Raw genomic sequence first — 12,672 nt, 5'->3', positions numbered from 1 at the left:
GTGAATCGGGGTGGGTCAGACGACGTAGACGTCCACGATGTGGTGGATGTAGTCGTTCTTCAGGACGATCTTCTTCTTCCGGATCACCGGCTCCGGTCCGGAGACGTCGAGGGTGACGAAGTTCGTGCCGAAGTAGGTGTCGGTCGTGTTGTACCGGTAGTACAGCGAGAACCAGTTGTGGCGCAGGTCGATCTCGGTGCCGCGGCGCTCGAGAATCTCGACGTTGGTGATGTTGTGGCCGGTGCGGGGCTCGGGCAGCGACGTCGCCGACGAACGGTCGGTGCGGATGCGGAACACCCGGTCCTCGAGCCCGCCCCGGTTGGGGTAGTACACGAGCGAGATCTCGCGCTGCGGGTCCTCGGTGAGTTCACCGTTGTCGTCCCAGGCCGGCATCCAGTACTCGGCCTGCGGGTGGTAGCACTCGAGCCACTTCTCGAACTCGCGGTCGTCGAGCAACCGTGCTTCCCGGTAGAGGAACTGCTCGATCTCGGTCTGCGTCAACTCTGCTGCAGTGGTCATTGTTTCGGTTCCTCAGCGCTCGTTCGTGGCGGTGGACTCGGCTTCGGCCTCGGTGGCCTTGCGCATCGTCTCGAGCCAGTAGCTGTGCTGGATCGGGTAGAGGCCTTCGTCCTCGGTCTTCACCCCGCTCGACAGCACGTTGTGCATGCCCAGGTCCTTCGCGACCTGATCGGGCCCGTTGAGCACGTGGGTGGCGCCGCGGCTCATGTCGTTCCACGGGGCGGCGGTCGCGAGGTAGGTCTTCTGGCAGGACCGGAACTCTTCGAGATCGTCCGGGGTGGCCATGCCCGTCGCGTTGAAGAAGTCCTCGTACTGGCGGATGCGGTTGGCGCGGGCCTCGGCCGACTCGCCCTTGGGGGCGATGCAGTAGATCGTCACCTCGGTCTTGTCCACCGAGACCGGCCGGAAGTGCCGGATCTGGGACGAGAACTGGTCCATCAGATACATGTTCGGGTACAGGCACAGGTTGCGTGACGCCCCGACCATGAATTCGGCCTTCTTCTCCCCGAATTCGGCGGCCAGCTCGTCCTTGCGTGGGTACAGGGGGCGGTCCTGCGGATTGCCCCACCACATCCACAGCAGCAGGTGACCGTGCTCGAACGAGTGGTAGCCACCGCCCTGCTTGCCCCATGTGCCGGCATCCATCGCCTTGGTCTCGTTGGCCGATTCCCCGGCGGTGCGGCGGGCGGTGGTCGCCGCGTAGTTCCAGTGGGTCGCGGACACGTGGTAGCCGTCGGCGCCGTTCTCCGCCTGCAGTTTCCAATTGCCGTCGTAGGTGTAGGTGGATGCGCCGCGCAGCACTTCGAGCCCCTCGGGGGACTGGTCGACGACCATGTCGATGATCTTGGTGGCGTCGCCCAGGTGATCCTCGAGCGACGGGACGTCGGCATTGAGGCTGCCGAACAGGAATCCGCGGTAGTTGCCGAAACGGGCGACGCGGGTCAGGTCGTGGCTGCCGTCGGTGTTGAACTGTTCCGGGTAACCGGCGTCGCGGGGGTCCTTGACCTTGAGCAGCTTGCCGTTGTTCCGGAACGTCCACCCGTGGAAGGGGCACGTGAACGTCGTGCGGTTGTCGGTCTTGCGTCGGCACAGCATCGCACCGCGGTGACTGCACGCGTTGATGAGGCAGTGAAGTTCGCCTTCCTTGTCGCGGCTGATGACGACGGGCTGGCGTCCGATGTAGGTGGTGAAGTAGTCCCCGACGTTGGGTACCTGGCTCTCGTGGGCGAGGTACACCCAGTTGCCTTCGAAGATGTGCTTCATCTCCAGCTCGAAGATTTCCTCGTCGGTGAAGATGTCGCGCCGGACCTGGTAGCGGCCGCTCGCTGCATCCTCGACGAGAGCGCCGTCGAGGCGGGAACGCACGTGGTCGATGGTGTGGGTCATGAGTACTCCAATGTGGCGTCGTACCGGGGAGGGGCGATGCGAGGTCCGGGCCGGGAGAGCTCCGGCTCAGTGGTCTTCGATCGGGCGGACTTGTGCCGTGATGCCTCTACGATGCCATCCTGTGTCTCCGGTCACACCGGGTAAATGCCTAGGGGTGTCTAGGACCGTCGATCGAGGTCTTAAGGCCCTCGACGCGTCGCGAAACGTGTGAGCATCCGGCGCCTCGTCGGCGACCCCGCCGCCGGGATCGCCTGTGTGCGCAAAGGCGCGAACCGCTCGGAATCTGCACGAAGTCGCATCGAGTGTGCAAGAGTGCGAGATTATTGCTGATAATGATTGGTGGGTTTTGGATGGTTGCAACGACGGTGGCGAAGCCTGCGGTCCGCCCCGAGTGGATAATGGGGTCGATCTTCGCGGTCTTCACAGTGAGCAACGCTCCCGCGCCGCTCTATGTGCTGTGGCAACGTGAGATGGGGTTCACCCAGACCACGGTGTCGTTGATCTTCGTCAGCTACATCATCGGAGCGATTGCGTCCTTGCTGTTCGGCGGGCGCCTCGCCGACCGGGCAGGGCATCGATCGGTGCTGCTGCCGGCGCTGGCGCTCTCCCTGGTGGCGTGCGCTCTCTTCGCCTTCGCACGCACCCCGCTCTGGCTGGAATCGGGTCGCTTTCTCATCGGAGTCGGGTCCGGGGCGTTCGGCGCGGCAGGTGGTGCAGCCATCGCGGAACTCTGTGGTCCGGGCGGCCGGGCACGCGCGGCGTTGTACGCGAGCGTCGCGCCCGTGGCGGGGTCTGCGGTGGGCCCACTGCTCGCCGGGGCACTGGCCGATTTCGTCTCGGCGCCCACGAGCCTGGTGTTCGCGGTTCTGGCCGTTCCCCTGATCGTCGTGGCGGTCCCGGTTTCGCGAACGAGGAGACGTCCCGACGTTCCACCCGGAGGGCGGTTGGTGGAATGGCCGAGGCTTCCCGCCGGAACGGGATCGGTGGTGGTGATGGCGATGGCGGTGGCCGGCAGTCCCTTCGCGCTCGCGGGGTTGTTCATCTCCCTGGGACCGGCCATGATCGCCGACCTCCTCGGCAACGACACGCGACTCCTGGCCGGTGCCGTCTCGTTCATGGTCTTCGGGGCAGGAGCGGGAAGTCAGGTCCTCGCGAGCCGGATGAGCACCTACCGGGTCGCGCGGGTGGGCTTGGCGATATCCCTCCTCGCGGCAGTGCTCATCGCGGTCGCCGTCGGTCTGGAGTCGATTCCCGTGATCATCGCGGCGGCGCTGGCGGCCGGGCTCGGACAGAGCCTCGCTCAACTCGCGGGACTGCAACTTGCCCGCGCTTGCGCTCCGGCGGACCGCGGCGCGGAGGTTACGGCCCTCGTATGGCTCGCGGGCTACGGGACGGTGGGCGCAGGGATTCTCGGCATGGGTGTACTCGCCGACGAGTTCGGCCTTCTTGCAGCGAGTTACACCTTCTGTGCGTTCTTCTTCCTGTGTGTCCTGGCCGCGTCGGTGCTCGTCGCCCGACGTCGGCGAACGGTCGACCGATTGACGTCCTGATGTTGTTGACATCACACAATAGATGAATATGATTATGATTGACTTTGCCGGCGGGAGACAGAGGAGTCCGCGATGACCTACATCGTTACCGAGCCCTGCGTGGATATCCTGGACAAGGCATGCATCGAAGAGTGCCCGGTCGACTGCATCTACGAGGGCGGACGGATGATGTACATCAATCCGGACGAATGCGTGGACTGCGGCGCGTGTGAGCCGGTGTGCCCGGTCGAAGCCATCTTCTTCGAAGAAGATGTGCTCGAGGAGCATTCGGCCTACGTCGGTGCAAATTACGATTTCTTCGCCGAGATCGGTTCGCCGGGTGGGGCGTCCAAGATCGGACGCACCGATTTCGATCCGCCGCTGGTGAAATCGCTTCCCGTGCGAGCGTGACAGTGCCCTCCGGGCGGGGGACGCGGTCCGCCGCGACGTTGGGCGTCGTGGTTGCGCTCACGTTCGCGCTGACCGTGGTCGGTTCCAACATTCCCGGACCTCTGCTGCCGCTGTACGAAGAGCGGCTCGGAATGTCCCCGTTCGCGCTCGCGGCGCTGTTCGCGACGTATTTCGGGACCCTGATCTCGATGTTCCTCGTGATGAACCGGACGGCGCTCGGCCGCCATGTGCAGATCGTTCTGCCGGTGGCCGTGCTCGTCGGCATCCTGGGCGACGTCGCGTTGTGGCTGGGAAGCGACTCGCCTCCACTGCTGTTTCTGGGCCGGGCGTTGACAGGTATCTGTGTGGGGGCGGCCACGGGTTCCGCTGCAACCCTCGCCGTGACGGCTCGCGGGGATGCCGGCCGGACACTCGCGGCAACCGGGGCGATCGGCGGTTCGCTGATCGGTCTCATCGCGGCGGCGGTTGCCGCCGAGTTCTTCCGGGATCCCACAGTGCTGATCTATCGAGTTCACGCCGTCGCCCTCGCGGTGGGCGAGATCCTGCTCCTGTGGGTGCTGTGGTGGAACCGCACTCGAATACGCGACGCCGCAGGCCTCGTGGAATCCGCGGAGCGGAGCCCGGACGAGCATTCTGGGGAAACGGTCTCTCCGCGTGGCAGACTCGCGGCGTACGGACTCGGTGCGGCAGGGTGGACCGTGGGCGGTATCGCTGTGGGGGTGCTCCCGCCCGCACTCCGAAGTGGCCTGCAGTCCGATCTGCTCGTCACGGGGGTCCTGGGTGGGATCGTCTTGTTGGTCGTGGCCTGGGTCGCACCGTACGTCGGACGAGCCGTCGGGCGTACACCGTCCGCACCCCAGTCGTTGGTCCTGTTGGGTTCCGGCAGTGTCGTTCTCGCCGCCGGTACTCTCTCCGGACGGTTGCTCCCGGTTCTGGCGGGTTGCCTGCTGTGGGGGATCGGGCAGGGATTCGCGTACGCGAAGGGGCTCACGCTCCTCACGACCGGAACGACACCGGTCGAGCAGGGCAGGGCTACCTCCTTGTATGCGTGTACGTCCTACGGCTTCGCGGCGTCGCTGATTCTCCTCGCAGGGGCGGTGTCCTCCGGCATCGGATACGCCGGGGGCACCTCGATCGCGGTGCTCCTGTTCGGGGTCTTCTGCGCGGCCGTCTTCGCATTCGGCCGGAAGCATTGGGCTGTTACCCGAACCGGCCGTATGCAGGCAACTCTCGTGGCCGAGCGCTGACCGGACCGCGTTCCCGTTTTCTCCTGTGGACATTTTGGATGCGTCACTTTACTGTGATTCCAATCACGAATAATGATGCACATCATTCGTCCCGAAAGGGGAGTCATGAGTCGAGTCGATCGCGGGTGCCGTGTTCGGATCTTCGCCGGAATCGGGGCCGCAGCCCTGGTGCTCGCCGGTTGCGGATCCGGAGCGGGGGGAACGGTTTCGGACGGTGATCTACCGGACCAGGTCAAGGTCGTGTCGGTCACCGACCAGACCGGAACCACCGCATACGTCGGTAGCAGCCAGTTGAAGGGCATCGAGCTCGCCATCGATGAGATCAACGCCCAGGACTACCTCGGAGAGACCGAATTCCTCTTGGAGAAGAGGGATTCGGCGAGCGATACCCAAACCGCCGTCAGTCAGACCACGGAAGCGCTGACGGACCGGAGCGTCAGCGCGCTGCTAGGCCCGGTCCTCAGCGCTCACGCGGTCGCGATCGCGCCCCTTGTCGAACGGGCCAAGCTGCCGACCGTCTTCACGCAGTCCGGGAGCGAGGGAGTGGTCATCGGTGATTACACCTACCGGGCGACGGCTCCGATGGAAACCTATTTCGTCAAGGCGCTCGAGCGATTGCGGGATCAGGGGGTCGGCACGGTGAGTGTGCTGTACAACGCCGGCAACGTCACCCTTGCTGGACTCGGTGAGCACACGATCCCGGACGGGCAGGCCGAGTACGGATACAAGATCCTCTCCAGTACCGCGGTGCAGGCGACCACCCAGGACTTCAGCACCACCGCAACGCGTATCGCCGGTGAGAAACCCGACGCCGTCATCGTCCTGCTGGTCGGGGCGGGCAATTCCACCGCCATGTCCCAGCTCCGGCAGGCCGGGTACACCGGGCCCGTCGTCGGCAATCCGGCCGCAGGCGCCGGAAACCTCGCTCCCGCAGGCGTCGCGGGGGCCGGAATGTACTGGGCCACCGACTTCAGCTTCCACCAGACCGCACCGTCGTCGGTGGCGTTCGTCGAGTCCTACCGGGCGAAGTACAACGGTGAGAACCCGCTCAACTACGCCGCCGAGGGCTACGACGCGACCTGGATGCTGGCGCACGCGGTGAAGAACTCCGGAGGGGCCTCTCGCGAGGACATCCAGCGTGGACTCGAGCAGGTCGTGAGCGAAGGCTTCGACGGTGCGCTCGGGCCGGTGACGTTCGAAGGCAACGACATGCGGGTCGAGGGCGTACTGGTCGAGTGGACCGGCACCGAGGAAGTTCTGGTCGAGGGTTCCGATGTCGCCGAGTGATGCGTTCGCAACCGTGCGGGTCGACGGCGCACTCCGGATGCGCGTGCGGTACGAGAAGACTTCAGCGGCAACGAGATCGAAGGAAGCGACACCATGTCTCAACTGATGATCGATGCGCTCGTACTCGGGTCCATCTATCTGTTGTTCTGCCTCGGAATGAGCATTTCCTGGGGCACGATCGACATCCTGAACTTCGCTCACGGCGGAATCTTCATGTTCTCCGCGTTCGTGGCGTCGCAGATCGTCTCCCACGTCGAACTGGGCCTGGTCGCGATCTGTGTCATCTCTGCGGTGGTCGGCGCGACGGTGTCGGCGGCGATCGACGTCCTGGCCTTCCAGCCGATCCTCCGGAGGGCGAAGAACCAGCGCACAGCCGAACTCCAGATCCTCATCGGCGGTATCGGTATCGGCACGATTCCCGTGGCGATCGTGCAGGTCTACACGCTCAGTGAGCCTTTCGGCTTCCTGGGAAGCAGTTACGAGACGACGGTGCACAGCTTCGGAGATATGCGGCTGTCGAGTACCGGTCTGGTCGTTCTCGGCTGCGCGCTCGTGCTGACCGTCTCGATCTCGTACTGGCTCAAGAACACCAGTCACGGGCTGGCGCTCCGCGCGATCGGTGTGGACCCCGAAACCGCCGAGCTCATGGGCGTCAAGCGCCGGCAGCTGTCGTTGCTGACGATGGCGATCTCGGGTGGGCTCGCGGGTCTCGCCGGTGCGCTGCTCACCTTCAACCTCGGGGCGATCACCGCCGAGAGTGGGGAAACACTGCTGATCAAGGCGTTCGCCATCATCATCCTCGGCGGAGTCGGCAGCACCGGCGGCGCTGCCCTCGGCGCGATGATCCTGGCGTTCTCCGAGGTGCTCGTCCTGCGCTACACCGGCGGCGGGTGGGTCGACGCCGTCGGCTTCGGCCTGATTCTGGCCGTGCTGCTCCTGCGCCCGCAGGGAATCTTCGGAAAGAAGGAGGTGCGACGGGTATGAGCGACTTCTACTTCTCCAACATCGTGCTCATCCAGAGCACGTTCACGGTCTTGCTTCTGGCCCTGAGCATTCAGATCCAGTTCCGGATGGGAGTGTTCTCCTTCGCCGGCGCGGCATTCTACGGAATGGGCTCGTACGGCGTCGCCATCCTCGTGCTGCACTACGATTTCGGAGCACTGCCGGCGCTCGCGGCAATCGTCGTGATCTGTGCCGTCGTCGGCTACCTGCTCTCGCTCGTCGTGCAGCGGCTCAGCGGGCTCTACCTGGCCATGGCGACCGTCGCGTTCGTGATGATCGTGACGGTGGTGGCCCACAACGGCGGCACTCTCACGGGTGGTTCCGTCGGATTGTTCGGCGTGCTGACGCCCGTCGAGATCTCCGTCCCGCATCTCGCCGTGGTGTGCGCGATCGTGGTCGCGGCGATGATCGTGAGTGAACGCGGCGCCATGGGCCGGCGGATCGAAGCGGTCCGCGAAGACCCCGAACTGGCCTCCGCGATGGGCATCAACGTCGCCCGCTACCGCAAGATGTCGTTCGTGCTCAGCGGAGTCCTGGGTGCACTCGGCGGGGGACTGAACATCCTCATGATGACCGCGATCGCCCCGGAGAACATCGGGTTCCCGCTGATCGTGCTGGCGCTGACCATCATCATCGTCGGTGGGTCGCGCTCGTGGATCGGTGTCCTCATCGGTGCTCTGATCTTCACCTGGCTGCCCGTCGTGCTCGAACAGGTCGGCACCTACCAGAGCATCGTCTACGGCGTGATCGTCGCGATCGCCGCGATCTTCATGCCCGGCGGCATCACCGGAATCGTCACGGACCTGTACCGCCGCCGGTCGGCCCGTCTGAACGCCGACGCGCTCGGATCGGACGAACTGCTCGAGGCCCGTGCCGCGGAGAAGGATGCCGAAGACGCAGCGGAGCTCCAAGCCGAACTGGCGTCCTCCGGCGCACCGACGATCACGTCAGGAGATCCCCGATGACCACGGAACTCACCCGGCCGCAGCCGGACCCGTCGAGTCCCGCCGGGAGCGAGGTGCTGACGCTGGACGACCTCGCCGTTCATTTCGGCGGTATCAAGGCGGTCGACGGCATCACCTTCGGTCTCGCACGCGGCAGGATCTCGGGGATCTTGGGCCCCAACGGATCCGGTAAGAGCACCCTGCTCGGCGCGATCACGCGTCTGACCCCGCTCACGCGCGGAACTCTCCGGTTCGAAGGACAGGACTACTCGCGTGTCCGGCCGGAGGCTGTTGCGCGACTGGGAATCGGCCGGACATTCCAGACCGTCCGCCTGCTCGACGACCTCACGGTCCGCGAGAACGTCCAGCTCGGTCACGATCTGATCGCCGGTTCGCGCTCGTGGTGGCGTCGCCCCGACAGCACGGACCGCGACGCGGCCGATTCCGCGGTGGCGACGGCCCTCGAGCGGACCGGACTGGACGGCAAGGAGAATCTTCGTCCGGGACAGTTGTCCTACGGTCTGCAGCGCCGCGTCGAGATCGCCCGGGCGATCGTGATGTCGCCGAAGCTGCTGCTGCTCGACGAACCCACTGCGGGAATGAACCGTTTCGAACGGGAGGAGATCGGCAAGCTGATGACCGATCTGCGGTCGGAGGGACTCACCCAGCTCATCGTCGAGCACGACGTGCAGATGATGGTGGACGTCTGCGATCACCTCTTCGCCATGAACTCCGGACGCCTGATCGCGTCGGGCGCGCCGTCGGATGTCGTTCGTGATCCGGCGGTGCGCGAGGCCTATCTCGGAAAGCAGGACAACGATGATCGAGATTCGTGATCTTCACGTCGACTACGGCAAGGTCAGTGCGGTCCGCGGTGTTTCGGTGATCGCACACCCGGGCCGCGTCACCCTGGTGCTCGGCGCGAACGGCGCCGGCAAGACCACGACCCTGCGCACGGTCGCAGGATTGAACGTACCCACCTCCGGGGAGATCCTGGTCGACGGTGAATCCGTCGTGGGGTGGCCGGCGCACCGGATCCTCGCTCGCGGCGTGTCTCTGGTGCCGGAGGGACGCAGGGTCTTCTCGTCGCTGACCGTGGCCGAGAACCTGAAGGTCGGGGGTCTGATCGCGTCGAAGAGGGACCGCGAGGAATCGATGCGACGGGCATTCGGGATGTTTCCCATCCTCGAGGAGCGGCAGGACGGCCCGGCCGGTCTGCTCAGCGGCGGCGAGCAGCAGATGCTCGCATTCGGTCGCAGCCTCATGTCCCAGCCCTCCTACATCCTGATGGACGAACCGTCCATGGGGCTCGCTCCGGCCGTGGTCGACCGTGTCATGGACAGCGTCCGTGCGATCGCAGATCAAGGCATCGGCGTGCTGATGGTCGAGCAGAACGCCGAGGCCGGAATGAAGATCGCCGACGACGTGGTCGTGGTCAATCGAGGCGAGTCGGTCTATTCGGGGCCCGTACAGGAGGCACGCAGGCATTCCTCGGTCGTGTCGGCATTCCTCGGCGAGGCGGCACTGACCGGGTCCGACAGCGGAATCGAGAGCTGAAAGATCATGAAGAGACGTTTGTCGGTCGCAGTGCTCGCGATCGCAGGCCTGTTCGGCACCACCGCGTGCGGATCCGGCGGCGGTCCGGTTGCGAACGGGGAGATGCCCGCGGAGATCAAGATCGTATCCGTCACGGACAAAACGGGATTGACGGCATTCGGCGGCCAACCGCAGTTCCGCGGGATCGAGTTGGCGGTCGAGCAGATCAACGAACAGAACTACCTCGGCGGGTCGCGGTTCGCGTTGCGCAGCCGCGACGCCGCGAGCGACACGCAGACCGCGGTGAGCCAGGCCGTCGAAGCCACGGCCGACCGCTCCGTCAGTGCCATGATCGGGGGCATTTCGAGTGCGCAGGCGACCGCGATCTCGCCGCTCGCGGAGCGATCGGGGCTGCCGACGATCTACACGCAGTCGGCGAGCAACGGTGTGTTGATCGGCGACTACACGTTCCGGGCGACCCCGCCGCAGACCACCCACGTGGCGACGTCGATGGCACACCTCCGGCAACTCGGCGTCAAACGGCTGAGCGTGCTGTACAACGCGGGTAATCCGGCTCTGGCCGAGATGGCGGAGAAGAACCTCGTCGAGGGGCAGGAGAAGTACGGCTTCGAGATCGTGTCGGCGACGTCGGTGCAGAACTCCACGCAGGACTTCGCGACGTCCGCGTCGAAAATCGCCGCGGAGCAACCCGATGCGGTCGCCTTTCTCCTCGTGGGCGCCCAGAACGCCACCGCGATGCGCCAGTTGCGGCAGGCCGGATACGCCGGACCGGTCCTGGGCCAGACCGGAGCGGGCACCAACAACCTCGTTCCGGCCGGAGCGGACGGGGCCGGCATGTTCTGGACGACGAACTTCACCGTCGACCAGCCGTTCCCGTCGTCGCAGGCATTCGTCGCCGCCTATCGCGCGAAGTACGGCGAGGACCCGGTCAACTATGCCGCCGAAGGCTACGACGCGGCGTGGATGCTGGCGCACGCCGTCAAGGCCGCCGGCGGCGCGTCCCGGGAGGACATCCAGCGCGGTCTCGAAATCGTCCTCGAGAACGGTTTCGAGGGTGCCCAGGGCTTGATCGGTTTCGAAGGCCACGACATGCGCACGCCGGGCGTGTTGGTCGAGTGGAACGGCACACGTGAGATCGTGCTGATGGAACCGGCGAAGATCTGACCGCCCTCCAACCGGAAAGGGTCCCCCGAGAAGATTCTCGGGGGACCCTTTCGCTTGCAGCGGCGGCGCTTCGGATCAGCGTCCCTGCCAGACCGGTTCGCGCTTCTCCTTGAACGCGAGTGCGCCCTCCTTGGCGTCTTCCGAGGAACGCACGGGCTCGTAGATCTCGCGCATCCGGTCGAACTCCTCGGCGTTCGACCAGTCCCGTGCCTGCGCGATGATCTCCTTGGTCGCGCGCAGGGCGAGCGGGCCGTTCTTCGCGATGGTCCGGGCCAGCTGCAGGGCCTCCTCCAGGGCCGTGCCCTCGGGAACGAGCCGGTTGAGCAGTTTCGCGTCGTAGGCGGTGGCGGCGGACACGAACTCGCCGGTGAGGCACCATTCGACGGCCAGCTGGTGGGGGACGCGGCGGGGCAACCGCAGCAGGCCACCGCCGCCGGCGAGCAGACCACGCTTGACCTCGGGGAGCCCGAAGACCGCGGTCTCGGAGGCCACGATGAGATCGCACGCGAGCACGATCTCGAATCCGCCGGCGACCGCGTGCCCTTCCACCGCGGCGATCAGCGGCTTGGCGGGAGACTTCTCGGTGATGCCGGCGAATCCCCTGCCCTCCACCGAGGGTCGTTCGCCCGCCAGGAATGCTTTGAGATCCATTCCCGTGCAGAAGGTCTTGCCGGCGCCGGTGATGACGCCGGCGACGAGATCGTCACGTTTGTCGAGCTCGTCGAGCGCGGCGGCGATGGCCACGGCAGTCTCGGTGTTGATCGCATTACGGACTTCGGGACGGTTGATCGTGATGATCTGGACGCCGTCGGACTGTTCGACGTGGACCGGTGTGTTCATATTTGCTCCTAACGCGGCTGCATGCGGATGGCACCGTCGATGCGGATCGTCTCGCCGTTGATCATGGCGTTGTCGACGATCGACAGTGCGAGCTTGGCGTACTCGTCCGGCTGCCCCAGTCGCGACGGATGCGGGGTCTGGGCGGCGAGACCGTCACGGATCTCCTGTGAGAACCGGGACAGGATGGGGGTATCGAAGGTGCCCGGTGCAATGCTGTTGACCCGCACCAGCTTTCGTGCGAGATCCCGAGCGGCGACGAGGGTCATGCCGACCACGCCGGCCTTGGCGGACGCGTAGGGGATCTGCCCGATCTGGCCTTCCCAGGCCGCCACCGACGCCGTCAGGATCACGACGCCGCGTTCGCCGTCCACAGGTTCGTTGCGCACCATCCGGGCGGCGGCCAGACGCAGGACGTTGAACGAACCGATCAGATTGATCCGGACCAGATTCTCGTAGAGGTCGAGCGAACCGGGCGTACCGTCCTTCTCGACGACCCGAACGGTGCCGCCGCGGCCGGCGCAGTGGACGACCGCCCGGATCGGCGCGAGTGCCTCGGCGGCGTCGAGTGCGCGGTTGACCGCATCCGGGTCCGTGACGTCGGCAGGCGCGAACACCGCGAGATCGCCCAGTGACTTCGCGACCACCTCGCCGTCCGAGGTCGGCAGGTCGACGATCACCGTCGGTGTGCCCTGTGCGACGAACCGCTCGACCGTGGCCAGGCCGAGGCCCGAGGCCCCTCCCGTGACGACGGCGGATCCGTGTGTCATGTCCATGATGGCTCCTGTT

Annotated in this window: 13 protein-coding genes; 9 read left to right on the top strand and 4 right to left on the bottom strand. The window is 65.7% G+C overall.

Going from position 1 to position 12,672, the window contains the following annotated elements; translation table 11 throughout:
• Positions 1–15 precede the first annotated feature (15 nt).
• Entirely contained in the window at positions 16–519 is a 504-nt protein-coding gene (gene benB, locus ACN675_RS00500; RefSeq protein ID WP_420749031.1) for a benzoate 1,2-dioxygenase small subunit, read from the bottom strand.
• Between the two features lie 12 nt (positions 520–531).
• A complete protein-coding gene (gene benA / locus ACN675_RS00495; protein WP_420749030.1) occupies positions 532–1,905 on the bottom strand; it encodes a benzoate 1,2-dioxygenase large subunit in 1,374 nt (457 codons plus the stop codon).
• Between the two features lie 350 nt (positions 1,906–2,255).
• Here benA and ACN675_RS00490 point away from each other — a divergent pair, with 350 nt between their 5' ends.
• From ACN675_RS00490 to ACN675_RS00450, 9 genes are all read left to right on the top strand, one after another.
• Positions 2,256–3,455, top strand: a complete 1,200-nt coding sequence (locus ACN675_RS00490; protein ID WP_420749029.1) for an MFS transporter — start codon at positions 2,256–2,258, stop codon at positions 3,453–3,455.
• 72 nt (positions 3,456–3,527) lie between these two features.
• On the top strand, positions 3,528–3,845 hold the full coding sequence (fdxA, locus tag ACN675_RS00485; RefSeq protein WP_420749028.1) for a ferredoxin: 318 nt from the start codon (positions 3,528–3,530) through the stop codon (positions 3,843–3,845).
• On the top strand, positions 3,842–5,092 hold the full coding sequence (locus ACN675_RS00480; RefSeq protein WP_420749027.1) for an MFS transporter: 1,251 nt from the start codon (positions 3,842–3,844) through the stop codon (positions 5,090–5,092). Before fdxA ends, ACN675_RS00480 begins: the two co-directional genes overlap by 4 nt.
• 105 nt (positions 5,093–5,197) lie before the next feature.
• Positions 5,198–6,379, top strand: coding sequence for an ABC transporter substrate-binding protein (locus ACN675_RS00475; RefSeq protein ID WP_420749026.1), 1,182 nt, complete (start codon positions 5,198–5,200; stop codon positions 6,377–6,379).
• Positions 6,380–6,472: 93 nt separating this feature from the next.
• Positions 6,473–7,363, top strand: coding sequence for a branched-chain amino acid ABC transporter permease (locus tag ACN675_RS00470; RefSeq protein ID WP_420749025.1), 891 nt, complete (start codon positions 6,473–6,475; stop codon positions 7,361–7,363).
• A complete protein-coding gene (locus ACN675_RS00465) occupies positions 7,360–8,346 on the top strand; it encodes a branched-chain amino acid ABC transporter permease (protein ID WP_420749024.1) in 987 nt (328 codons plus the stop codon). The genes ACN675_RS00470 and ACN675_RS00465 overlap by 4 nt, the downstream gene beginning before the upstream one ends.
• A complete protein-coding gene (locus ACN675_RS00460) occupies positions 8,343–9,161 on the top strand; it encodes an ABC transporter ATP-binding protein (protein ID WP_420749023.1) in 819 nt (272 codons plus the stop codon). The genes ACN675_RS00465 and ACN675_RS00460 overlap by 4 nt, the downstream gene beginning before the upstream one ends.
• A complete protein-coding gene (locus ACN675_RS00455; protein ID WP_420749022.1) occupies positions 9,145–9,882 on the top strand; it encodes an ABC transporter ATP-binding protein in 738 nt (245 codons plus the stop codon). The genes ACN675_RS00460 and ACN675_RS00455 overlap by 17 nt, the downstream gene beginning before the upstream one ends.
• Before the next feature lie 6 nt (positions 9,883–9,888).
• A complete protein-coding gene (locus ACN675_RS00450; protein ID WP_420749021.1) occupies positions 9,889–11,046 on the top strand; it encodes an ABC transporter substrate-binding protein in 1,158 nt (385 codons plus the stop codon).
• Positions 11,047–11,121: 75 nt separating this feature from the next.
• On the opposite strand, the gene ACN675_RS00445 is transcribed toward ACN675_RS00450, so the two are convergent.
• Positions 11,122–11,886 carry a crotonase/enoyl-CoA hydratase family protein gene (locus ACN675_RS00445; RefSeq protein WP_420749020.1) on the bottom strand — a complete coding sequence of 255 codons (765 nt, stop codon included), beginning with the start codon at positions 11,884–11,886 and terminating at the stop codon, positions 11,122–11,124.
• A gap of 8 nt (positions 11,887–11,894) precedes the next feature.
• Positions 11,895–12,659, bottom strand: coding sequence for an SDR family NAD(P)-dependent oxidoreductase (locus ACN675_RS00440; RefSeq protein WP_420749019.1), 765 nt, complete (start codon positions 12,657–12,659; stop codon positions 11,895–11,897).
• Between the last annotated feature and the right edge of the window lie 13 nt (positions 12,660–12,672).

Origin of the sequence: Rhodococcus sp. O3 (assembly GCF_048897285.1) — a bacterium.
GTDB lineage: Bacteria > Actinomycetota > Actinomycetes > Mycobacteriales > Mycobacteriaceae > Rhodococcus.
Note: the sequence above shows the minus strand (reverse complement) of the source record. Positions and strands in the feature narration are given on the sequence as shown.

Bases quoted from the DNA above. Each gene is read 5' to 3' on its own strand.
- benB (WP_420749031.1), bottom strand. From the start codon at position 519: ATGACCACTGCAGCAGAGTTGACGCAGACCGAGATCGAGCAGTTCCTC.
- benA (WP_420749030.1), bottom strand. From the start codon at position 1,905: ATGACCCACACCATCGACCACGTGCGTTCCCGCCTCGACGGCGCTCTC.
- ACN675_RS00490 (WP_420749029.1), top strand. From the start codon at position 2,256: ATGGTTGCAACGACGGTGGCGAAGCCTGCGGTCCGCCCCGAGTGGATA.
- fdxA (WP_420749028.1), top strand. From the start codon at position 3,528: ATGACCTACATCGTTACCGAGCCCTGCGTGGATATCCTGGACAAGGCA.
- ACN675_RS00475 (WP_420749026.1), top strand. From the start codon at position 5,198: ATGAGTCGAGTCGATCGCGGGTGCCGTGTTCGGATCTTCGCCGGAATC.
- ACN675_RS00470 (WP_420749025.1), top strand. From the start codon at position 6,473: ATGTCTCAACTGATGATCGATGCGCTCGTACTCGGGTCCATCTATCTG.
- ACN675_RS00465 (WP_420749024.1), top strand. From the start codon at position 7,360: ATGAGCGACTTCTACTTCTCCAACATCGTGCTCATCCAGAGCACGTTC.
- ACN675_RS00460 (WP_420749023.1), top strand. From the start codon at position 8,343: ATGACCACGGAACTCACCCGGCCGCAGCCGGACCCGTCGAGTCCCGCC.
- ACN675_RS00455 (WP_420749022.1), top strand. From the start codon at position 9,145: ATGATCGAGATTCGTGATCTTCACGTCGACTACGGCAAGGTCAGTGCG.
- ACN675_RS00450 (WP_420749021.1), top strand. From the start codon at position 9,889: ATGAAGAGACGTTTGTCGGTCGCAGTGCTCGCGATCGCAGGCCTGTTC.
- ACN675_RS00445 (WP_420749020.1), bottom strand. From the start codon at position 11,886: ATGAACACACCGGTCCACGTCGAACAGTCCGACGGCGTCCAGATCATC.
- ACN675_RS00440 (WP_420749019.1), bottom strand. From the start codon at position 12,659: ATGGACATGACACACGGATCCGCCGTCGTCACGGGAGGGGCCTCGGGC.